The 24,650-nt window shown below is 36.9% G+C and carries 19 protein-coding genes and 1 tRNA gene; 13 read left to right on the forward strand and 7 right to left on the reverse strand.

Annotated elements, in window-relative coordinates:
• Window positions 1-225 precede the first annotated feature (225 nt).
• Window positions 226-1,905: a SusR family glycan utilization regulator gene (susR, locus tag NMU02_RS06245; RefSeq protein WP_255026645.1), complete on the reverse strand. Its 1,680-nt coding sequence runs from the start codon at window positions 1,903-1,905 to the stop codon at window positions 226-228.
• 344 nt (window positions 1,906-2,249) lie between these two features.
• Here susR and NMU02_RS06250 point away from each other — a divergent pair, with 344 nt between their 5' ends.
• Window positions 2,250-3,125, forward strand: coding sequence for a hypothetical protein (locus NMU02_RS06250; protein WP_255026647.1), 876 nt, complete (start codon window positions 2,250-2,252; stop codon window positions 3,123-3,125).
• Between the two features lie 6 nt (window positions 3,126-3,131).
• A complete protein-coding gene (locus tag NMU02_RS06255) occupies window positions 3,132-3,908 on the forward strand; it encodes an FKBP-type peptidyl-prolyl cis-trans isomerase (RefSeq protein ID WP_255026649.1) in 777 nt (258 codons plus the stop codon).
• Between the two features lie 125 nt (window positions 3,909-4,033).
• On the opposite strand, the gene NMU02_RS06260 is transcribed toward NMU02_RS06255, so the two are convergent.
• The 6 genes from NMU02_RS06260 to NMU02_RS06285 all read right to left on the reverse strand — a co-directional run bounded on the left by NMU02_RS06260 (window position 4,034) and on the right by NMU02_RS06285 (window position 9,798).
• Entirely contained in the window at window positions 4,034-4,774 is a 741-nt protein-coding gene (locus tag NMU02_RS06260; RefSeq protein ID WP_255026650.1) for a Fic family protein, read from the reverse strand.
• Between the two features lie 189 nt (window positions 4,775-4,963).
• Window positions 4,964-5,034 (reverse strand) — tRNA-Cys (locus NMU02_RS06265).
• A gap of 39 nt (window positions 5,035-5,073) precedes the next feature.
• Entirely contained in the window at window positions 5,074-5,295 is a 222-nt protein-coding gene (locus NMU02_RS06270; RefSeq protein WP_255026652.1) for a hypothetical protein, read from the reverse strand.
• Between the two features lie 19 nt (window positions 5,296-5,314).
• Window positions 5,315-7,705, reverse strand: coding sequence for a ferrous iron transport protein B (gene feoB, locus NMU02_RS06275; RefSeq protein ID WP_255026653.1), 2,391 nt, complete (start codon window positions 7,703-7,705; stop codon window positions 5,315-5,317).
• A 189-nt stretch (window positions 7,706-7,894) separates the two neighbouring features.
• The gene (locus tag NMU02_RS06280; RefSeq protein ID WP_255026656.1) at window positions 7,895-8,908 is read right to left on the reverse strand and encodes an HU domain-containing protein; all 1,014 of its coding nucleotides are present in this window, start codon (window positions 8,906-8,908) and stop codon (window positions 7,895-7,897) included.
• 59 nt (window positions 8,909-8,967) lie between these two features.
• On the reverse strand, window positions 8,968-9,798 hold the full coding sequence (locus tag NMU02_RS06285; RefSeq protein ID WP_255026657.1) for a tetratricopeptide repeat protein: 831 nt from the start codon (window positions 9,796-9,798) through the stop codon (window positions 8,968-8,970).
• Between the two features lie 137 nt (window positions 9,799-9,935).
• Between NMU02_RS06285 and NMU02_RS06290 the strand changes: the two genes are divergently transcribed.
• The 11 genes from NMU02_RS06290 (at window position 9,936) to dxs (ending at window position 24,621) form a co-directional block, all read left to right on the forward strand.
• Window positions 9,936-11,153 carry a clostripain-related cysteine peptidase gene (locus NMU02_RS06290; RefSeq protein WP_255026659.1) on the forward strand — a complete coding sequence of 406 codons (1,218 nt, stop codon included), beginning with the start codon at window positions 9,936-9,938 and terminating at the stop codon, window positions 11,151-11,153.
• A 5-nt stretch (window positions 11,154-11,158) separates the two neighbouring features.
• Window positions 11,159-12,076: a mechanosensitive ion channel family protein gene (locus NMU02_RS06295; RefSeq protein WP_255026660.1), complete on the forward strand. Its 918-nt coding sequence runs from the start codon at window positions 11,159-11,161 to the stop codon at window positions 12,074-12,076.
• Between the two features lie 287 nt (window positions 12,077-12,363).
• Window positions 12,364-14,091, forward strand: a complete 1,728-nt coding sequence (gene recJ / locus NMU02_RS06300) for a single-stranded-DNA-specific exonuclease RecJ (RefSeq protein ID WP_255026662.1) — start codon at window positions 12,364-12,366, stop codon at window positions 14,089-14,091.
• Window positions 14,092-14,269: 178 nt separating this feature from the next.
• A complete protein-coding gene (locus NMU02_RS06305; RefSeq protein WP_255026663.1) occupies window positions 14,270-16,534 on the forward strand; it encodes an aconitate hydratase in 2,265 nt (754 codons plus the stop codon).
• Between the two features lie 3 nt (window positions 16,535-16,537).
• The gene (gene icd, locus NMU02_RS06310; protein ID WP_255026664.1) at window positions 16,538-17,800 is read left to right on the forward strand and encodes an NADP-dependent isocitrate dehydrogenase; all 1,263 of its coding nucleotides are present in this window, start codon (window positions 16,538-16,540) and stop codon (window positions 17,798-17,800) included.
• Window positions 17,801-17,831: 31 nt separating this feature from the next.
• Entirely contained in the window at window positions 17,832-19,178 is a 1,347-nt protein-coding gene (locus NMU02_RS06315) for a citrate/2-methylcitrate synthase (RefSeq protein ID WP_255026665.1), read from the forward strand.
• 146 nt (window positions 19,179-19,324) lie between these two features.
• Window positions 19,325-21,223: a RecQ family ATP-dependent DNA helicase gene (locus NMU02_RS06320; RefSeq protein ID WP_255026931.1), complete on the forward strand. Its 1,899-nt coding sequence runs from the start codon at window positions 19,325-19,327 to the stop codon at window positions 21,221-21,223.
• 32 nt (window positions 21,224-21,255) lie between these two features.
• A complete protein-coding gene (locus NMU02_RS06325; protein ID WP_255026666.1) occupies window positions 21,256-21,594 on the forward strand; it encodes a CidA/LrgA family protein in 339 nt (112 codons plus the stop codon).
• Window positions 21,595-21,605: 11 nt separating this feature from the next.
• A complete protein-coding gene (locus NMU02_RS06330; RefSeq protein WP_255026667.1) occupies window positions 21,606-22,301 on the forward strand; it encodes an LrgB family protein in 696 nt (231 codons plus the stop codon).
• 150 nt (window positions 22,302-22,451) lie between these two features.
• Complete coding sequence (locus tag NMU02_RS06335) at window positions 22,452-22,628, forward strand: hypothetical protein (protein ID WP_255026670.1); 177 nt, start codon at window positions 22,452-22,454, stop codon at window positions 22,626-22,628.
• A gap of 97 nt (window positions 22,629-22,725) precedes the next feature.
• Window positions 22,726-24,621 (forward strand): 1-deoxy-D-xylulose-5-phosphate synthase, encoded by a 1,896-nt coding sequence (gene dxs / locus NMU02_RS06340; protein WP_255026672.1) that lies wholly within the window; start codon window positions 22,726-22,728, stop codon window positions 24,619-24,621.
• Window positions 24,622-24,650 lie beyond the last annotated feature (29 nt).

Below are 24,650 nucleotides of genomic sequence, written 5' to 3' on the forward strand. Positions count from 1 at the left end.
AAATACTCCTCTACCTTTATTCTTGTTTTAAACGCCCGTAACTTTTCTCTAACACAAAACTAATTTTTAATAAGTTCGCTCTTTTTTCATAAGTGCGATAATGTAGATACAGAAAAACAATAAATTATTATATATCATATATTTAATATTAAAAAACATAGTATAAAATGTAGATTGTATAGAATGCATTTTTATGGTTCTTCTCCTTTCATTTCATCTTATATCCTATTCATCGTTATGTTGTAAAACACCGATCCTCATCACCCGCTCTTCGAACCTGTCGCGATCACAGGCCGCTCTGTTCCTGATCTTAGTACGATAATTATAAATCGTACTCATCGAACAACGTAGGAAACTGGCAATCTTGGCACCATCGGTAATACCGAGACGCAATAAAGCATAAATACGCAATTCTTTATTTAAAATATCGCCCGACTTCAAAACAATCCGGTCGTCTTTAGCAAGCAAAGCATTAAAATCGTCGACAAACGTAGGGTACAAACTGATAAATATACTGTCGAAATGAGAATATAATTCATCCAACTCATTTTCGAAAACATTGGTCGATTTCAGCATTTTATGCAACTCTTCATATTGCCTGTTCAAAACAAGTTTATACAATGACTTCCGATTCTCCTCCATTTTATCGATATAAGAAGAACAGAGATAAAAAAACTGCGCGATATACTGTTCTTTGATATGATTGGCATCGTATAACTGATTATTTTTTTCTTGTAACATATCGTTGGCAATGTTCAACTCCTTATTCAGTCCGGATAATTTTTTATTGGTCTCGAATAATTTTTCTTTTATACCCGAAAGCCTTTTCATCTGTTTATAAATATACAACACCAGCAAAATAAGGAATAGCAAAAGTACGCTGATAAGGGTAAGATATGTCTTTAATTTACTATTGGTCTTTGCCTCTTTTGCCTGATAAGAGGCGTTTATAATCGAATAAAATTCTGATAACTGGGCCGTACGGAATTGCACCCCAGAAAATACGGCATCTTCTATTGCCGATTGGGCATATTTAAACGCTCTGGTAATATCCCCGTTATTGTAGTAAATAAGAGCCAAACTACGGAACGAGGCATTTTCTTTAATAGAGTTTTTTATATCTGCAATGGCCGACAAAATATAATATTTTTTCTCTTGTTCAGGATCTCCTTTTATACCCGATATCATACCCAAAGAATGGGTAACCTGTGCATATTCGGGAGTATCGGGACTCTGCGTTTCAAGTAAACCGAATAATATTTTTTCCGACTGATCTATCTGTCCCCGGCTGATACTTTTATGTGCCATATTTATTTTATACCTGAAAGATGCCGTATCGATTACAGCCAATAAAGAGTCTCGGTATATTTCGATAAGATGATTATACTGAGGTTGGTTACTCGCAGCCGCATAATGTTCGTAAAACCGGGAACATGCCTCATAATAATCTCCCAAAATCTGCTTCGGCAGATCTTTAGACTGTATATTTTTCAATAATTCTTCGGATTCTAAAAATTTTCCCGAAAAAGAATAAACACTCGCGAGTTTTATTTCTGATAAATGTTTAATATTTTTATCATTCAGAAGATTAGCAATTTCTACATTTCTCCGCGCATAATATATAGCCGAATCGAGTTTGAATTTCCGGTATTCTTTATATAATTCCGAATTAATTTCATACTCGTACCGCAAAGACGAGTGCTTAGTATTTAATATCTTTTTTAAGCTTGTAATAACCTGATTCTTATTGTGGGTATACTGTTCTTTATTGTCGATGATCTGATCCAAAAAATCAGACATCGATTTAAGATCTTCCTTACCATAAACAACAGAATTAAATAAGCATAAAAACAGCAATAATATATACTTCTGTATTATACGATAATTCTTTATTTTATCTTTCATAGTACACACGATATAAACTGCAGTACAGCTTAAAATCTAAAAGTCAAAACAATAAACTACTCTCTACTCTTTTTTGAAAAAATTGCTTGAATGAACAAATTTAAAATCTTATTCTCAAAAAAAAAATTATGAGCGTCAATTTATCATTTATTCGATAATAAGCATCAAAAAAACAGTTTTAAAAATCTTTTTTAATGATTCGCGTAATACAGATAGGTAGGATCTGCCTATTTTTCACCGGGATCACCTCATCATCTGGATAATCGATATTGAGAATAAACAAGTTTATAGTATAAAAATGTCAATAATTTTTTGTTAATTTACAAAATCAGAAATTGAGAAATATGAAAAAAACAACAATTATAATAAGCTTATTATTTACCTGGTTTCTTTATGGTTTGCAAGCAAAGGAAACACCGGATGTCCGGGCCTCTGTTGAGATTAAAACGATTGACTATCGTATGTTACCGGATAACCCCGTAAAAGTTGAAATTTACTCAACGCCTACCAGAAACATAACGATCGAAATATCGAACACGACTCCCGAATGGGCCGAAATTTATTATTATTCACCTCTAATGGAAAATAAGAATTATTCATATCGAAAGTTTCAGGGAAACGACAACAATTTTTTAGGATTAGTCCGTTTCGGAGAAAGTGAAGTCGTCACTATTCCCGATACGATCGAACACGGAGATAAATTATTGATTCATGCCGTAGGATACGAACTCGTGGAACTACCGATGAAGGACATCGCGAATAAAAAACACATTCGAATTCAATTTACACCCAGATCGTACTATAGCTCTGCTGTGCTGTACGAAAAAATATATGACAATAAAATATCGATAATAGAGATCGATAATATACATGAAATACCGAAAAGAGTATTCTATGGCGAATGTTTACCCATCTGGAATGATGATGGTAATCACGCCGACCCTTATTGTGCAGGGGCCTGTATGGGTTGCTTTCCTGAATTCAACTTTTACAAAGATATATATCCGGATAACCAAAAAGAATTATCGCAATTATATCGGGCATTGAAAAAAGGGGAGAATTGTGGTTTGCTGATCACTGTCGATGAGAAAAAAGTTAAGGAAGTTAAAATTATCGGATTCTCCAATAGCATAATCGAAGCCGAACGCAAAAGACTGTTAGGTCAACGGATGAGTGACGGATACCGGTTTCAATATCGATTGAATTTCGAAGTAAGATAGAATAAGATGAAACATAAACCAACTCTTATCTCTTTTATTTGTCTGTTCGCAGCGGCAGTTATTTTATTTTTAAAAGCAATACTGAATTTCCCGGGAATATTTTTTGTTGTAATCGTAATTATCTGTTTATTAATCGTATCTACCGTTTTTACTGCAAAATCTCTCAAAAGAAAACGGTGTATAGGTAATTATATTCTGCTGATATTGAATATTGCGGCGTTGTCGTTCATCTTATATCCGGTTGTTAAAACCACTATCCATGTCACCACCAGCAAGGTTAGTAAAGAAAACGCTCAAGACGAAATTAAAATGAATAAAACAGACCGAGAATCCAATATTTTTATTCTCGATGAACTTCCTCCTGAGTTGATAAAAATTGCGCAACACGAATCGGTAATTTTTCTCGAAAACACTTTAAAAGAAAATACAAACCTTACCCGAAGCAAATCTGGCTTGATATATGAGATTTTAAAGCCGGGGAATGTAATTCGACCGGATAACAAAGACATTACTTATGTTATCGAGTGGGAAAAGTTATTACGTTCAGGTGTACCTGTTCCATCGACAATGACAAAAACGGGAACAATGAAATACCGGGTCGAAGTTACATACAAAGAGATTCCTACAGGTATGGCAGAAGGATTACAACTAATCGGGGAAAACGGACGTATAAAACTATATATCCCCCCTGATTTGATGTCAAAACCCGGAGAGAAGCATCGGCCCCAGCAAGAAGAAGGTATTTATATTGTCGATCTGATAAAGATAAAACCAAAGAAATAAACCCTTTTTTACGCCTATTCTTTTTTTAAAGAAATATTCCAATCCGCTCGTGCGGAATAAATGACAACACAAACCGTAGGGTTAATAAGATGCTCTTTGGAAAAGCAGAAATAGGAAAATAAAAACTATTCAATTTCTTTCATTCGTTCTATCTGTCTATTTAAAAAATAGTCGGCATAATTACTATAATCTTCGGTTTCATAAAAAGCGATTAAGCCTCTTCTGTAATTCAGAATATCTGAATCTTTGGAAGAATATACGGGAATGATGCCAGCATTCATCAAGACAATGCTCTCTATCATCCTTGCCGTCCGTTTATTTCCGTCAATGAAAGGTTGTAGACGAGCAAGATTACAATGCAAATAGATCGCCTTCTCTAAAGGATTGGTATATTCGCCCTGCTGAAAAAGAATTTCATTCAGCTTGCTTTCTATTTCTTGCTGATTCTTGGGAGGAATATAATCCGTTCCGCTAATACGAACTGCTCGTGCTCGTAATGAACCCGATTCTTCGTTAGATACTAATCCCGTAGAAATAGATTGATGTACTCTAAAAAGAGTGCGTTCGTCTATAATCTCTTGATTTTTTTCTTTATGGATATATTCTAATTCAGAGATGAACGTGTTGTAGAGGTTTTTAAGCATCTTGGCATCTTCGTACCGTTTCTCCGAAGTAATGCCATCTTTGAGTAATGCTTCTGTTTCAACGTAGGTATACGTATTGCCTTCTATCTTGCCCGAATAGTAGCACCAAACGACTGCCAAGTCCTTTATTTCATTGGAATAAAGTTCAGATAGCTTGGATAGAGGATTCTCCAAAATGAAAGCAGCCTTTTTTTGTTGCTCTTCGTTGAATATCGGTTTCATACCTTAGCGTATTTAATGGGGTTATTTATATCCAATACAAAAGTAATTATAAAATCTTGTTTTTACGATATACCTCTCGAAAACCCCTTAAATCACAGGAGAATCATTGGTTTTAATCCTCTTTTTAATCCTAAAAGCAAAAAACCTTGTAACCATATACTGAAATTCAGTTAGTTACAAGGTTTTTAGAGGTTCCTGGCGGATTCGAACCGCCGTAAACGGTTTTGCAGACCGGTGCCTAGCCACTCGGCCAAGGAACCCTATTTTTGGGTTTGCGAATGCAAAGGTAATTTATTTTTTTATTTTCCCAAAGTATCCTTAAACTTTTTTTCATCCTTTTCTCTTTCACAACAACATGACAGAGTCTTACCCAACCGTTTTTCAACTTTATTACCCGAACAACAAGAACAACTTCCACAAGAATTTTTATATTCTTTTTTTCTGTAAATACGTACAATACGATATATCAGATACGAGAATACAAAAATTCCGATTACAGCAACGATAATATTCTGAAACATTTTTATTTTTCTCTAAATATTAAACAAACATTTTTCCAACATTATATACAATGAAAGCACAAATCCATGCGATCCCAGTATTGTACACAATAGAAAATACTCCCCATTTCCAACTTCCCGATTCCCGAACAATTGCTGCAATAGAAGCCAAACAAGGGAAATATAGCAATACAAATACCATGAAACTTATAGAAATAAGAGGGGTAAAATCCGGTTTTCCCGTTTGCGGATCTGGCATTTTAAGTTTTTCTGAGAGCGCTACCGAATTTTCATCAGCATTATTCTCTGAATATAAAACTCCGATCGTACTTACAATAAGCTCTTTTGCTGCTGTTCCTGATATAAGAGCGATACTAACCTTCCAGTTGAAACCGAGCGGCTCGAGAACCGGTTCTATAAAACTGCCTATTTTCCCTATATAAGAGTCTCGTTGCTGCTGCAAACTTTCTTCGGTAGAAACATTTTTGGAGTCATGTACTTCGGTTCTGGGATAATAACTCAAAAACCAAACAATGATCGAAGCAAACAAAATGAGTCCTCCCATTTTACGCAAATATTGCTCTGCTTTACCCCACATATGCCGAACCGTAGCCTTGGCAGTTGGTAAACGATATGGAGGCAACTCCATTACGAATGGGGTCTCATCTTTTTTAAACATAAACTTTCGCAATAACTTTGCCGTGATAATCGCCAATACTATTCCCCCTAAATAAAGAGAAAGAAAAACAAGACTTTGATTATTCGGGAAAAATGTTCCGATAAGCAATATATATATGGGTATACGAGCACTACATGACATAAACGGATTGATGAGAATCGTTATTAGACGGCTGCTGCGACTCTCGATCGTACGACAGGCCATTATAGCCGGCACATTACACCCGAATCCCATTACCAGAGGAATAAACGACTTTCCGTGCAATCCGATACGATGCATAATTCTATCCATTATAAATGCTGCACGTGCCATGTAGCCCGAATCCTCCATAAAGGAAATGAAGAAATAGAGAATAAGTATGTTGGGCAAAAAAACAATAACGCCCCCTACTCCGCCTAATACACCATCGATTATCAAATCTTTTAAAGGACCGGGAGCCATCCATTGCTGAACCAGATTAGAGATATAGGCGACCCCATTTTCTATCCACGCCATCGGATAAGCTCCTAAAGTAAATGTAGCTTCAAACATAAGCCACATAATAAATATAAAAATAGGAAAGCCAAAAAGTTTATTTGTAACTAAAGCATCAATTAAATGGGTCGTATTAGCCGTTTCTTTATTTCCGGGAGTAAGAGTCTCTTTTAACGCCCCTGAAATAAAACCGTATTTTTCGTTGGCAATTGCCGACTCTACATCTTCACCCAATGTATCCTCAATACGCTCAACTTCTTTATCCCGCAAAGCGGCCCATTTATCATAATTCACCTCTTTATGTAAAAATACCTCGGCCTCCCGGTCTTTCTCGAGCATTTTTATCGCCAAATATCGGGGTGAAAAATACTTTTGTATTTTCGGATCTGTTTTTAACTCATCTTTTATTACAGTAATGCCCGATTCTATTACAGAACCATGATTTATATGTATGTGCCGAACGATCGGGTCTTCCCCTTCATACACTTTTATTATCGTATCGAATAGATTTTCGATTCCCCATCCCGTCTTCGATATCGTAGGAACAATAGGCACCCCGATCATACCTCCAAGAGTTTTATAATCGAGAATGCTGCCCGCATTCTCCAATTCGTCATACATATTTAAAGCGATCACCATGCTTAAATCCATATCGATCAGTTCTGTCGTAAGATATAGATTCCGCTCGAGATTTGAAGCCACAACAACATTAACGATAATATCGGGAGTTTCGTTTATCAAATGACGCCTTACATAAATTTCTTCAGGAGTATATGCCGAAAGGGAATATGTCCCTGGTAAATCATATATATTGAAATTATATCCCTTATAATGGAAATATCCTTGTTTTGCATCAACCGTAACTCCGCCATAATTCCCCACATGTTCATGCGCACCGGATGCAATATTGAATAATGAAGTTTTTCCACAATTAGGATTACCGACAAGAGCGATATTTATGGTTCGAGCCGATTTATCGATAATTTCACGAATCGTCTCTTCATCTATGATCGTATGCGGGGTTTCGGGAGCCGATGTATCTTTCAAGATTTCATCCATAGCTACTACCTCTATCATCTGAGCTTCACTGCGTCGTAACGAAACCTCATATCCCATTATCTTATATTTTATGGGATCTTTTAAAGGAGCATTCAATAAAATTTCTACTTTTTTCCCCCTTACAAATCCCATTTCCATTATCCTCTTTCTGAATGCACCATGCCCCAGAACTTTTACAACAATCGCACTTTCTCCAGTTTGTAAATCAGATAATCGCATAAATAATCTTTCTATTACCATTTTTCTTTAATGCTGCAAAGATCATTATTTATTCTCATTCTACATAACAAATAAGAAAGAATTATTTATATTGAATTTAAATAGTAACTTTTTTTTAATAAAAAAAGAACCGTCCATAACCCGATATTTCAAGTTATAACAGTTCTATAATAAAAAAAGAATATAAGATTATTTTATTTTGCTATGCTCAGAAAGAATCCAAGCATCGGTAAAAAAAGTTTCAGATTGTATTTTACGCAAATACATTTGCGCTTCCTCCTTGTCGGAAAAAGATTCAAGATAAAGACGGGCTTTATTAGCCGTATCATGTATTTTTATATCCTGTGTATAACCGGCTTTTCTCAAATTATCAAGCTGTTTTTCTGCAGCTTTATGAGATGGTAATGTCGCAACAATGATATAATAACGAGGACATTTTACCTCTTGCAAATTAAAATCCTGATTTTCCTTATTTGTAATTCCATGTATGGCATTTTCCCGATTTCCCTCATCAACATAATCTGTAGAAATATCTAACGATGTGCTATTATCTTCATAACCGTTACCAGTTACATTATCCAATAATTCAGAAGATACAAGCCCTGCATAATCAACCGGAACCTGTTGCTTATGGATAGGAGTCGCAATAAGCATAATAACGATAACGACTGCAACTACAGCAGAAATTCGTTTAAAAAATCCTTTACTTAACGGTATATAAATTGTATCGGCCTTACGTACCGTTGAATTTCCATCGTCCTTATTTTCCTGCAATTTAACCAAAGGAGGAAAATTCAATGTATCCAAGCCAAACAATTGTGGAGATATTTTGCAGCCTACATCTTTTGGCTTAAACTCGAAAGAACCTTCAGGTGTGTGATAGAATAATCCTAAATCACCAAATTCAAATCCTTCAACAGAATCTTTTATCGATTTTTTCAATATCTCTACTTGTTCCTTAATATGAGAGACCGATTGAGAATAAGACTTATTTGTATAAGACATCACCGATGTTGCCAACAAACCGTCATTATGAGATAATTCCGCATTGAAAGAGACACTCCTCCTTGGCGGCAATATTGTTTTTTTATCTGTCGAAAAAGCCGCATGGCGATATTGTACGACAAAACCACCTAAATCAGGAACAACAACACAATCGTGTTTTGCCAATAAAAATTCGATATGATCTATCAAATCAAACATCTCACAAATATATACATTTTTCAGTATATGTCTTAATATATTACGATAAAAAATTGCTATTATAACTCCACCCCCGCTTTAAGTATATTTTGAGCCTCGTTTTTATCAAATCCCAACGAAACTGCTTTTTTAAGGTCCAGAGCAGCATCTTCCTTATCGTATCTGGCAATTTTCACCTTAGCCCTGAGTACATATATTAAAGGATCATCGGGATCGAGTTTTAATGCTTTTGCAATATCTTCATCGGCTTTATTATACTTTTTCAGATAATAATAGGCTTCTCCTCTACCCACATAATAAGCCGAATTCTCGGGTTCTGCCCGTATAACCTGATTATATAAATCGATTGCATTATCATAATAGTGCCTGCATTTTAATAAAGTAGCCATTCCTATACGGGCATCGGTACTCTGCGGATTCAATTTATATAACCTTTCCAAATCTATTCTACAAGCGGCCGTATCGCCAAGTTCCAATCGCAACAGTCCACGTAGATATAAAGCATTTTCTTCATCTTCATCATACATCAATACCCTGTCATAATCCTTCAAAGCATCTTCCATCCTATTCATTTCCGAATATAATGCCGCCCTGTTTTTAAGCAGTGTTACTGCCCGAGGCGTAATCATCAAAGCATTATTGTAAGATTTTAGGGCATCGTCCAATTTTCCCATTCTTCGTTGTACTGTTCCCAAATTAGACAATAAAAGCGAATTTTGAGGATTTGCAGGTTCTTTCCGAACCGCACTCAACAAAGCTTTTTCGGCTGAAACCCAATCTTTTTTCGATATATATACATAAGATGAATCGACCCAATCGTTATAACTTTGAGCATAACATCCTAAGGTCATAAACATCAACAATATAAAACTTATTCCTTTAAATTGCATTTATTCCTTTTTTACAGCAAAATAACATATTTCCCTCCAAGAAAATTTAATTTTCATGTTTTTATTCCTTAAAAAACACTCTTAAAAAAAATTATCTCGTATATATTTTTTTAATTTGCATATTAATATTTCAATAAATGGCAAAGATTATTAAATACAGATTAGGAATATTCATTATCATTCTGTTATCATTACTCATCTCATGTAATAAAGAAGATAACGGAGTAATTCCTTTATTACCCAAAGAGCAACCTACCGGGGAAAAACAACGCACGGTACTGGTATATATGCTAGCGAATAATAATCTATACCCATACGGCGAAGATAATATTGAACTTATGCTAAATGCCGTCAAAAACGACGCATTACAAGGGGGAAATCTCCTTGTTTATATCGACGGTATTCATGCTTTCCCCCAATTGATACAAATTAAAAAGGACAATCATGATCATGTTAAAAAACTAATAATAAAAGAGTACTCCGATCGTAATTCTGCTTCTAAAAATAGTATTAAAGAAGTAATCGACGATGCCTATTACCGTTTCCCTGCAAAAGAATACGGAATAATATTTTGGGGACATGCCAGCGGATGGGTTAACGAATCATCCGATCCACTTTCATTCAAGACATTTTTATACCATCCCAATACTCCTATAACCCGAGCATACGGAACCGATGGAAACGCATGGATCAATATAGATGATCTTGCCGAAGCCATACCAGATAATAAATTACAATTTATTCTTTTCGATGCCTGCTATATGGCCAATGCCGAAACAATTTACCAATTACGAAACAAAGCGAAATATATCATTGGGTCGCCCACTGAGGTATGGGCATCCGGACATCCATATAACACTCTTATACCCAGATTATTTGAAGAAAATATAGATTACGAAGGCATCTGTGAAGATTTATACAATTACTATCTTTCTTATACATATCCTTATAGTACCGTTAGTGCAATAAAATGCGATGAATTAGACTCTTTAGCCCGCATATCTCGGAGAATAATGCTTAAATTTAATGAAAACAGAGCAATGCTACAACGATCCGAAATACAACAATTCGGTAGACTCCAATATAAAAACAATAGTTTTTTCGACTTAGACGATTATATTGCACATATAGCACCCGTTACTACTCCAGAATATAAAGAGTTTAGCGACCAATTATCACGTACAGTTATTGCTAAAAGATATACATCCAAATTCGGAGATCCATTTTATGGATATGTGAATATTGAACATTGTTGTGGAATAAGTGCTTATATCCCTTTAACAGATGAGAAAAACGATTTTTATTTCAATCTCGATTGGGGAAAATTCATATATAATATTTCATCAAAACCTTAATGCTTATGACCTTTTTACAAATTCCACCGATTACATTGCCGACTGTCGCAGCAGACACGACAAAAACAATTTCTTTTTTCGACAAATTATCAAAAGCATCCGATTTGTCTTTCGACAAATTCCTCGAACAAGCAATAAGCAGCATTATACACGGTTGTATACGTATCGCCATTGCTGTTGCCGTATTTTGGCTGGGAAGAATCATACTGAAAAAACTAAAAAAAGTTCTATTGCATATTCTTGAAAAAAGACATGTAGACTTATCTCTCCGCACCTTTTTGGCAAGTCTTATAAATATAACTCTAATGTTTATCCTTATTATTATCGTTATCGGAATATTAGGAGTAAACACATCTTCTTTCATTGCTCTTTTCGCATCAGCAGGTATCGCTATCGGTATGGCTCTGAGCGGAACATTGCAAAATTTTGCCGGTGGAGTAATGGTTTTATTGTTTAAACCATACCGTGTTGGCGATTATATCGAAGCACAAGGGCAAAGCGGAACTGTCAAAGAAATACAGATATTCAATACCATATTGAATACTCCTGATAATAAAACTATTATCGTTCCCAATGGAGGAATATCTACCGGCATTATCAATAACTACTCCAAAGAACCGCGCCGCCGCGTAGATTGGGTGTTCGGTATCGGCTACAACGACAATTATGACAAAGCGAAACAAATTATATCCCACCTACTCGATAGTGATGAACGTATTCATCGTACACCAGCCTATACCATAGCCATAACAAGTCTGGGAGATAGTTCGGTAAATATTGTAGTCAGAGTTTGGGTAGATTCGGCTGATTATTGGTCGGTATATTTCGATATGAACGAACGTGTATTTAAAGAATTCACCAAACAAGGTATCAATATACCTTTTCCCCAAATGGATGTGCATCTTATTCCAGTCGAAAAATAAAATTATTTTCTATTATTTACAAAAGGATTTGTCCGAATACAAAGGAGACAAATCCTTCTGTTTTTTATTTTTTATCAAAATTTCGGACCCAAATTCAGAACAGTTTTTATACCTTTACAGCATCTCTGTTAAAGAGCTTTCAGGAGTTTTTCTATGTGTAAGACTTCTTTCCCGACCTATTTTCCGTAAAGACAATAACTTATATCCGCACGGTCATAACAATAGGCCTATATCTTTCGGTTTTTAACCGGAAGACCAGAATTTGATAAAAATAAAAAAACATATAAATGATAAGTAAATGGAATTACTTACCTCTCTCACCAGAACAAGACGCCATAAAAAAGAAATTAGTCCGGGAACTATCTTTAAGCCCCGTTCTATGCGAACTTTTGGTCCAACGAGGGGTGACTTCTATAACAGAAGCTAAGAAATTCTTTCACCCGCAACTGAGCGATCTTCACGATCCTTTTATCATGAACGATATGGATAAGGCGGTAGAGCGACTAGATCGAGCCATGGGTGGCAAAGAAAAGATACTGATTTATGGAGACTATGATGTAGATGGAACAACAGCGGTAGCATTGGTTTACAAGTTTCTCAGAAACTTCTACTCCAATATCGATTATTACATACCCGATCGTTATGACGAAGGTTATGGAATATCGAAAAAGAGTATTGACTTTGCCTCCGAAAACGATTTTAAATTGATCATCGCTCTCGATTGCGGAATAAAAGCAATTGAAAAAGTGGCTTATGCTAAAAGCAAAGGGATAGATTTTATTATTTGTGACCATCATATGCCAGATGAAGATTTACCGGATGCTGTTGCAGTACTCGACCCGAAACGCACCGACTCGGCATATCCCTACTCTCATCTTTCGGGTTGTGGTGTCGGATTTAAATTTATGCAGGGGTTTGCCATTAATAATGACATCGAAATAAAAAAATACTTGTATCCGCTTCTCGATCTCATGGCAGTAAGCATAGCCTCAGACATTGTTCCTATAACAGGAGAAAACCGTATTCTCGCATATCACGGCTTAAAACAGTTAAATACTTGTCCGAGTCTTGGCTTACAAAGTATAATACATTTATGCGGCCTAAAAAACCGGGAACTGACAATAAGTGATATCGTCTTTAAAATCGGCCCTCGCATCAATGCTTCAGGGCGTATGCAATCGGGGAAAGAAGCCGTCGACCTTCTCATCAGTAAGGATATGGAAGGAGCTAAAGCAAAAAGCGAAAATATAAACCAATATAACGAAGACCGGAAAAAACTGGACAGCCAAATCACAAACCAGGCAAACGAAATTATTCTGAAAAATTGCAAAGATCTCGACAAACGCAAATCTATCGTTATATATAACGCCGATTGGCATAAAGGGATTATAGGAATCGTTGCGTCACGCCTTACTGAGTTATATTACAAACCGGCTGTCGTACTGACCTACTCCAATGGTTTGGTTACAGGTTCTGCTCGTTCCGTTCAGGGATTCGATATATATAAAGCTATTGAATACTGCCGTGACCTTCTCGAAAATTTCGGAGGACATACCTATGCAGCCGGTCTATCCTTAAAGGAAGAAAATATACCTCATTTCATCAACCGGTTCGAGTCTTATGTTTCAGAAAATATTCTCCCGACCCAGATGTCTCCACAACTCGACATCGATATCAATATCGAATTTAACGAGATCACTCCATCTTTTTTTCGAACATTAAAAATGTTCAACCCTTTCGGACCGGGAAATACCAACCCTATATTCTGTACTAAAAATGTTTACGATTATGGGACAAGTCGTTTGGTTGGAAGAGAACTGGAACATTTAAAACTCGAAATGGTCGATAGCCGGTCAGAGAATATTATGAATGGCATTGCTTTTGGAATGCACGAATATAACGACCATATCAAATCACATAAACCGTTTGATATATGTTATACTCTCGAAGAAAATACTCATAACGGAGCCTCAAACATGCAACTTATGATTAAAGAAATACGACCTTCGGAATAAAACCGGGAAATAAAAAATATTTTAAATGCGACAAAATGTAATAAATATACAATTTGTCGCATTTTCTTTACAATTTAAAAACTTTCTCAACCACTTCCCTTATAAATAAAAGAAATAATACTAAAAAACGAAGATATTTTTACCATATTGTTATATCTTTGCGAAAAATATTATTAAAATGAAGTTCGATATAAACATAATCCGTGAGGTATATTCCTCTTTCGACAAACGGGTTGATAAAGCCCGTAAGATTTTGAACCGACCGATGACATATGCCGAAAAAATACTTTATGCCCATTTACACGATAATATAAATATTCAGTCCTATCAGAGAGGAAACGACTATGTTAATTTTTCTCCCGACCGAGTGGCTATGCAAGATGCTACCGCACAAATGGCCCTTTTACAATTTATGATAGCGGGAAAAGATCAAGTGGCCGTACCCTCTTCGGTACATTGCGACCATCTGATACGTGCTGACATTAACGCCGACGCTGATTTAAAAGCAGCCTTATCGACCAATAAAGAGGTATACGATTTTCTTCAAACTGTTTCCGATAAATACGGAATCGGATTTTGGAAACCGGGGGCTGGAATTATACATCAGGTTGTACTCGAAAATTATGCATTTCCCGGCGGAATGATGGTAGGAACCGATTCACACACACCAAATGCAGGTGGACTCGGCATGATAGCCATAGGAGTGGGAGGTGCTGACGCTGTCGACGTAATGACAGGAATTCCGTGGGAACTAAAAATGCCTAAACTTATCGGCGTAAAACTTACTGGAAAGCTCAATGGTTGGACTTCCCCCAAAGATGTCATTCTGAGACTTGCAGGAATTCTTACCGTAAAAGGGGGTACTAATGCAATCATCGAATATTTCGGCGAAGGAACTTCTTCCCTTTCTGCTACTGGTAAAGCTACAATCTGCAATATGGGAGCCGAAGTAGGCGCCACGACCTCTCTCTTTCCTTACGACTCTGAGATGGAAAGCTACCTAAAAGCTACCGGAAGAAGTGAGGTTGCTGAAGCTGCGAAAAAGATTGCAGATTACCTGAAAGCGGATAAAGAAGTTTATACCGTCCCCGAAAAATACTATGACAGGATAATAGAAATCGACCTTTCGACTCTCGAACCTTACATCAACGGACCTTTTACTCCGGATGCCGCACAACCCATCTCGGAATTTGCTAAAATCGTAAAAGAAAAAGGATATCCTCGTAAAATGGAAGTAGGCCTCATCGGATCTTGTACGAATTCTTCTTATCAGGACATGAGCCGAGCTGCATCCATAGCCCGGCAGGCCATAAAAAAAGGATTAAAGGTAAAAGCCGAATTTATTGTCAACCCTGGTTCTGAACAAATACGATATACCACAGAACGCGATGGTATTATTGATGATTTTAAAGCGATCGGCGGAACAATCATGACAAATGCTTGCGGCCCGTGTATCGGTCAGTGGAAGCGCCATACCGACGATCCGGAAAAAAGAAACTCAATTCTTACTTCCTTTAACCGGAATTTTGCCAAAAGAGCCGATGGAAATCCCAACACCCATGCTTTTATTGCATCACCCGAAATAGTAACAGCATTGACCATCGCAGGCGACCTATGTTTCAACCCACTGACTGATTCCCTGATTAATGAAAATGGCGAAGCTGTACTGCTCGAGGAACCTCAAGGCGAATCTTTACCTATAAAAGGTTTTGAAGTCGAAAACGCAGGTTATTTACCACCAGCCGGGAATGGAAAAAATATAAGTATTCATATCGATCCGACATCTCAACGGTTACAGATTTTAACTCCTTTTCTACCCCTTTCCATAAATGACTTTTCCGACATGCCTCTATTACTGAAAGTTATGGGTAAATGTACGACCGATCATATATCGATGGCCGGCCCCTGGCTTCGTTTCAGAGGCCATCTCGAAAACATATCCGAAAATATGCTTATGGGTGCGATAAACAGTTTCAATAACAAAACCAATTCTGTATTAAATCAGGAAAACGGAAACTATGATACGGTATCGGCAGTTGCAAAAGCGTACAAGAATAAAGGGATATCAACGATCGTTGTTGCAGAAGAAAATTACGGTGAAGGATCGTCTCGTGAACATGCCGCTCTTGAGCCTCGATTCTTGAACGTAAAAGTTATTTTAGCAAAATCTTTTGCCAGAATTCATGAAACAAATCTGAAAAAACAAGGCATGCTGGCACTTACTTTCGCAAATAAAAACGATTATGACAAAATAAAAGAAGATGATCGTTTCACAATAAAAGGTCTCGAAAATTTTGCACCCGGCAAGAACCTTTTAATCATCATCAAACACAGTAATGGGACAAAAGAAACCATTGAAGCTATACATACTTACAATGATTTACAAATAGAGTGGTTTAAAGCTGGGAGCGCATTGAATTACTTATCTAAATTGAAAAAATAAGTCATGGCTAAACTAAAAACGGAAAACGGGAAATTAATCGTGCCCGACCATATAACGATCCCTTTTATAGAAGGAGACGGCGTAGGAGCAGAAATTACACCAGTCGCTCAAGAAGTCATTAACGAGGCCATTAAAAAAGCCTATAACGGACAAAAAAGGATAGAATGGAAAGAAGTTCTTGCCGGTGAAAAAGCATTCGAAAAATACGGAGAATGGCTACCCGATGATACAATGACGGCATTTAGGGAATATCTTGTCGGAATCAAAGGACCATTGACCACTCCGGTAGGTGGAGGAATAAGATCATTAAACGTCGCGTTACGCCAGGAACTCGATTTATTTGTATGCCTACGCCCAGTACGCTGGTTTAAAGGAGTAGTTTCTCCGGTTAAAGAGCCACAGAAAGTCGACATGCATATATTTCGTGAGAATACAGAAGATATTTATGCCGGTATCGAATGGATGCAAGGAACACCCGAAGCCAAAAAAGTATTGCAATTTTTACAAAAAGAAATGAATGTAATAAAAATAAGATTTCCGCACACATCTTCTTTCGGAATAAAACCGGTTTCACTTGAAGGAAGCGAGCGCTTAATACGTGCGGCAATACTTTACGCAATCCAACATAATTTACCTTCGGTAACCCTCGTACACAAAGGAAATATTATGAAATTTACCGAAGGAGGTTTTAAACTCTGGGGATACGCACTTGCTGAAAGAGAATTTGGTGACCGTGTATTCACTATGATGCAATATGATACGATAAAAAAAGAAAAAGGAGAAGAATACGCCGAAGAGGCTTTGCAGAAAGCAAAAGAAAAAGGACTAATCATTATAAAAGACGTAATTGCAGACGCATTTTTGCAAAATACATTATTAATTCCTGAAGAGTATTCTGTTATCGCCACTCTTAATCTGAACGGAGATTATATATCAGACCAACTTGCCGCAATGGTCGGAGGAATAGGTATTGCCCCGGGAGCCAATATAAATTACGTTACCGGACATGCTATATTTGAAGCCACTCACGGAACAGCACCCAACATCGCCGGCAAAAATAAAGTAAACCCCTGTTCTCTATTATTATCTGGCGTAATGATGCTCGAGTACATAGGGTGGCAAAAAGCGGCTGATATGATCATTGCTGCTATCGAAAAGACATTCGGTTCCCATACAGCAACAATAGACATTGCCCGTTTTATGACTAATGCAACAGCCTTGGGGACCCGTGAATTTAAAGATACTTTAATAAAGAATCTGAATTAAATTAATTATTAATTTTTAAGACAGGAAAAAGATGAAGGACGAATATATGGTATACAAACTTTCAGAATCTATAAAAACGACAAGTCATATAGATAACGACCTTTTTATTAAACATAATGTTAAAAGAGGACTCCGAAACGAAGATCATTCGGGTGTATTGGTAGGACTCACAAAGATCGGAGATGTCGTAGGATATGAACGCCAGGAAAACGGACTGAAAGCGATTCCAGGAAAACTCGTCTATCGCGGAATCAACATTAACGATTTGGTAAACGGAATCGAAAAAGAAAATCGCTTCGGCTTCGAAGAAACCGCTTTCCTGTTATTGGCCGGATTTTTGCCTGATAAAGAAGAACTCGAAGCATTTAAGCGACTTATTAATCAAGCCATGCCTCTCGAGCAAAAAACAACGATGAATATTCTCGATCTGGAAGGACATAACATTATGAATATTCTGGCTCGTAGCGTTTTGGAAATGTACACTTTCGATCCGAACCCAGACGATACATCCCGAGATAATCTTATGCGACAGTCCATCGATCTAATCGCCAAATTTCCTACAATTATTTCTTATGCCTATAATATTTTAAGACATAGCCAACAAGGCCGCTCATTGCACATAAGACATCCGAAAGAAAATCTCTCGATTGCAGAAAATTTCCTTTTCATGCTTAAAGGCCAATATACACCTATCGAAGCAAAAGTCCTCGATCTCTCCCTTATGTTGCATGCTGACCACGGAGGAGGAAATAACTCGACCTTTACAGTTAGGGTTACCAGTTCGTCGGGAACTGATACATATTCATCTATTGCCGCCGGCATAGGTTCCTTAAAAGGTCCGTTACACGGAGGAGCGAATTTACGAGTTATAGATATGTTCCATCACTTGCAAGGCGCTATAAAAAATTGGAACGATAAAGACGAAATAGATGCATATCTAATGAAAATTCTTAAAAAAGATGCCTATAACCGAACCGGGAAAATATATGGTATCGGACATGCAGTATATACGATTTCCGATCCGAGAGCACTTCTTTTGAAAAAATGGGCGCGTGAATTGGCTAAAGAAAAAGGACTTGAGAAAGAATTTGCCTTTCTTGAATTAATTGAAGAAAGAGCAATAGAAACTTTCATGAATTTCAAAGGCAATCTCGTTAAAAAAAGAGTATGCGCCAATGTCGATTTCTATTCCGGTTTTGTTTACGAAATGATAGGGCTTCCCAAAGAAGTTTATACCCCTCTTTTTGCCATGTCTCGTATCACCGGATGGACTGCTCACCGTATCGAAGAATTAAATTTCGACAGTAAAAGAATAATACGTCCCGCCTATAAAAATGTATCTGAGAAACAACCATTTATCCCTTTAGATAAGAGATAACATTATATACATTAAAATAAAAGCGGGCCTTGTTTTCAACCCGCTTTTATTTTTTCTGAATAAATTACCGAAAAATATATTTCGAATGTAAGGTCATGCAAATTAGTATTACTAATTTTGCAATCCATAACGGGGACAGGATGAATATGACAAATAACATTCACGACATACTGGCAGAATATTGGGGATATTCAGAATTCCGCCCTTTACAGGAAGATATCATCCATTCGGTTTTATCAGGAAAAGATACTTTAGGTTTAATGCCGACTGGAGGAGGGAAATCGCTTACTTTTCAGATTCCGGCAATGGCCACCGAGGGAATATGCCTTGTCATCACACCCCTCATCGCTTTAATGAAAGACCAGGTAGATGATCTAAGAAATCGCGGTATTAAAGCAAATTATATATGTTCGGGACTTTCTCGCCGGGAAACGAATGTCGCTTTAGATAATTGTATATATGGAAAATATAAGTTTCTATATGTCTCTCCAGAGCGTCTTTCAAGCGAACTTTTCCTCTCCAAGTTAAAAGCGATGAAAGTATCCCTAATCGTCGTAGACGAGGCTCATTGTATTTCTCAATGGGGATACGATTTCAGACCATCTTATCTCAAAATTGCCGATATAAGAGATATATTCCCTGAAGTGTCCATCCTTGCACTTACTGCCACCGCAACACCCCAAGTAGCCACCGACATACAAGAAAAACTTCGATTTAAAAAGGGTAATCTTTTCAAAAAAAGTTTTAACCGTCCAAACCTCAGCTATGTTGTACGATATGGAGACAATAAAATACAACAGCTTGTTCATATTTTAAATCGTGTTCCCGGAACAGCAGTCGTATATGTACGAAGCCGCAAAAGAAGCAAGGAAATATCGGAAATGTTACGGGAAAACGGCATCTCTTCAGATTTTTATCACGCAGGATTACAACGAGAGATAAAAAATGAAAAACAACAAAAATGGAAATCGGGAGAATGCCGAGTAATGGTATCTACAAATGCTTTTGGAATGGGTATCGATAAAGCAGATGTAAGGGTTGTCGCTCATATCGATTTACCAGATTCTCCTGAAGAATATTATCAAGAAGCCGGACGAGCCGGACGTGACGGGAAAAGAGCTTATGCCGTCATAATTTATTCTAAAACAGATAAGGCAAAACTAAAAAAGCGTATATCCGACGCCTTTCCCGAAAGAGAATTTATCCGCCGCATTTACGATTCTCTTTGTTATTTTCTACAAATAGCTGAAGGCGAAGGATTAAATACAATGTATGAATTCGACCTAAACGCTTTCTGCCGAACTTATAAATACCCCATTTTACCAGCTTATAATGCACTAAAATTATTGGAACAAGCCGGTTATATCGTTTTTACAGAAGAAATAGACTCTTTATCTCGTCTTATGATGACCATACAGCGCGATGAATTATATAAATTCAATCAAAGCGATAAAAACGAAAGACTTCTTCAATGCATTCTACGGTCTTATACGGGACTTTTCACCGATTATGTTTTTATACAGGAAGATCTAATTGCACAGCGAAGCGGTCTTTCTCGACAAGAGATTTACGAAGGCCTGATATTTTTATCCAAATCTCACATATTACATTATATTCCTCGTAAGAAAACACCTTACATCATATTTTCATCAAGACGCATCGAAAGTAAATATATTTCTATTTCCCGCGAAATATACGAGAAACGGAAAGAACGCTATGTACATCGTATCGAAAGTATGCTTGGATATGTACATGCCGAAGAAGAATGTAGGGTAAAAGTTCTGCTACACTATTTCGGAGAAGAAATAAATGAATGCGGTGAATGCGACATATGTAAACGAAAAAATGAAAGAAATCTTAGTACCAGCACTTTTTTAAAAGCAAAAAAAGCAATATATCAAGCAATAAGTACTGATAAGAACAGCCTCAATAAAATTATTGAAAGCATACAAATGCCCCAAGAAGAAATTGTCGAAACTTTACGTTATTTATGCGACGAAAAACAAATCGTACATAAAGAAGGATTATATTATATCAATCAGTAAAAAAAAATGATACCAATAATTATTCAATTTTTATGATTAAAGGAGCTGCAATTATTATGCTTTTCTACTTTTTAGGAGAATGCATAAGTTTAAGTATAGGAAGTATAATTCCCGGAAGTGTATGTGGCATGATACTTTTATTTCTTTCGCTATTAGCCAAATGGGTTAAGCCTAAAGATGTAAAAAATGTATCTAACGCCCTTACTCAGAATATGGCTTTGTTTTTTGTACCTGCCGGTGTAGGACTTATGGTCTCCTATGAACTTATAATAAAATACTGGGCCGTATTTTTAATCGTATCGGTAGTAACAACTGCCGTTATCATTGCTGTAGTGGGTTATATGCAAGATAAACTCGAAAAAAAAATCTGAAAAGAAAAAATATGAATGAACTGTTATCCTCTGCTCCTTTCCTATTATTTTTGGTAATGGGTAGTTATTTAGCCGGAGTATTTATTTATACCCGTAGTCATATTGCTCTACTCCACCCAATTATAATCAGCATCGCTGTAATTATCGGCGTTCTCAAATGGGCTGGCGTCGATTATGATACATTCCTCGAAGGAAGTTATATTATACATTTCATGTTAGGTCCTTCTGTTGTCGCCTTAGGTTATGTTTTATACGAACAAATCGGTTATCTGAAAGGTAAAGTCATTTCAATAACCAGTTCGGTCATAGTAGGCAGTTTCGTAGGCATTATCAGCGTTATCGCCATATGTAAAATCATGGGAGTAGATCGCTCTATCATGGCATCATTAGAACCGAAATCAGTTACTACTCCCATAGCATTAAGTCTATCGGCCAAATCGGGCGGAATTCCTTCCCTAACTGCAATTACAGTAGTAATTTGTGGTATATTAGGGGGAATTATAGGCCCTTTTATTTTGCGAAAACTACATATAAAAAGCCGTGTCGCCAAAGGATTAGCTCTCGGAGCAGCGGCACATGGTTTAGGTACGGCAAGAGCGATCGAGTTAGGGGCTGTAGAAGGTGCAATCAGCGGACTGGCCATTGGATTAATGGGTATCATGACCTCATTACTCATTCCTTTGATAGAAAGATTTTTCACATCCTGACTTTCCTCCCCTTTATAACATATTCTTTCATATTTTGTAAGTAAAACTCATAGAATACCCATCTCCGGTTAATCAAATTCATAAATTTACCCCCGAATCATTTTAAATCGTATATTTGTAAATTATCAAATTTTCTTTAACTGGAATCAAATGAAAAAATTCACACCTTTCAGAATAGGATGCATTACATTGCTATGGATTATATTGTGTTATATGCTCATCGACGCATACCGCGAAATCAATCTGAGGGTAATACTTGTTATCCTTACATCGGGAATTATTGTTTTTGTTCCAATTTACAAGCAATTACGCAAAAAGGATGATTAAATAATGCCTCGGTAATGCATACGACACTAATTAAAACGGCAAATGCAAAACATTTTCAATATAAAAAGTTACATTTGCAGGCGTTAATAATTTCCTTATGACTACTGAAACTAACGACATATTATCACTTATAAATACTCCCGACGATCTGAGAAAACTTGATATTTCACAACTTCCTCAGGTATGCAATGAACTCAGAAAATTTATTATCGACGAATTGTCACATAATCCAGGACATTTTGCATCGAGCTTGGGAGCAATAGAACTTACTGTTGCTTTGCATTATACTTTTAAAACACCCTATGACCGAATTGTTTGGGATGTAGGTCATCAAGCATACAGTCATAAAATATTGACCGGAAGAAAAAATAAATTTTGTACCAATCGTAAATTTAAAGGTTTAAGTGGATTTCCTACACCTTTAGAAAGCGAATTCGACACATTTACCGCCGGACATGCATCCAATTCAATCTCTGCAGCTTTGGGAATGGCAGTAGCTGCTAATCTTAAAAATGAAGAAGATCGTAAAGTCGTTGCCGTCATCGGAGACGCGTCAATTTCGGGTGGTCTGGCTTTTGAAGGACTGAATAATGCATCTACCAATCCCAACAATCTGCTGATTATATTGAATGACAACGATATGGCTATCGACCATAATGTAGGTGCTTTAAACGATTACCTCGTTCATATCACTACATCTCCCCGCTATAACAGGATGAGATATAAACTTTATTTACTGTTACGTAAATACGGTTTAATCTCTGAAGCAGCAAAAGGATCGATATTACGCTTCAATAATAGCATCAAAGCTCTTATCAGTAAAAGACAAAATATTTTCGAGGGTCTCAATATCCGATATTTCGGCCCTATCGACGGACACGATGTAAACAGTATCGTACGTGTGCTGAATGATATAAAAGAAATGAAAGGGCCCAAAATATTGCACTTACGTACAATTAAAGGAAAAGGTTATTCTCCGGCTGAAAAATCAGCAACAGAATGGCATGCTCCTGGGAAATTCGATAAAGATACCGGCATACGTATAAAAACCGATACTTCGAACCTACCTCCGTTATTTCAGGATGTTTTTGGCGAAACATTAGTAGAATTGGCTCGTAATAACGAAAAAATAGTCGGAATAACTCCCGCTATGCCGACAGGATGTTCCATGACATATATGATGCAGGAATTTCCACAACGAACATTCGACGTTGGAATTGCTGAAGAACATGCTGTAACATTTTCAGGAGGCCTTGCAAAAGAAGGCTTGTTGCCTTATTGCAATATATATTCCACTTTTATGCAACGGGCATACGACCAAATTATACATGATGTAGCAATCCAAAATCTACATGTCATATTTTGTATAGACCGGGCAGGTTTGGTTGGGGAAGACGGTGTCACTCATCACGGAGCTTTCGATCTGGCTTATTTGCGGTGCATACCCAATATGACGATTGCATCACCAATGAACGAGCATTACCTGCGACATCTCATGTTTACTGCTCAGGCTCAAAATACAGGTGCTTTTGCCATACGCTATCCACGCGGACGCGGTGTCCTCACAAATTGGAAATGCCAGCCTGAAATGCTAAAAATAGGAAAAGGACGTAAATTGAACGACGGCAAAGATATAGCAGTCCTGAGTATCGGCCCTATTGGAAATAATGTACAAAACGCCATAAAAAAAGCTACTGAAAAAGATATTTCAGTAGCTCACTACGATATGATTTTTTTAAAACCGATCGATACGGAGATTCTGCACGAAATAGGATCTAACTACAGTCGTATCGTTACTGTTGAAGACGGTGTTCTTAATGGAGGATTCGGAAGCGCAGTTATCGAATTTATGGCTGATAACGGGTATACCCCAAAAATAAAAAGAATTGGAATACCCGACCGTTTTATCGAACACGGTTCGATTCTGGAATTACGAGAACTTTGTCACATGGATGACGATAGTATCGCCCGACTTTTAGTTTCGGAATGGTAATTAATTAATGACAAATAATATCCTTTATC

Origin of the sequence: Coprobacter tertius (assembly GCF_024330105.1) — a bacterium.
In the GTDB taxonomy this organism is placed as follows: Bacteria; Bacteroidota; Bacteroidia; order Bacteroidales; family Coprobacteraceae; genus Coprobacter; species Coprobacter tertius.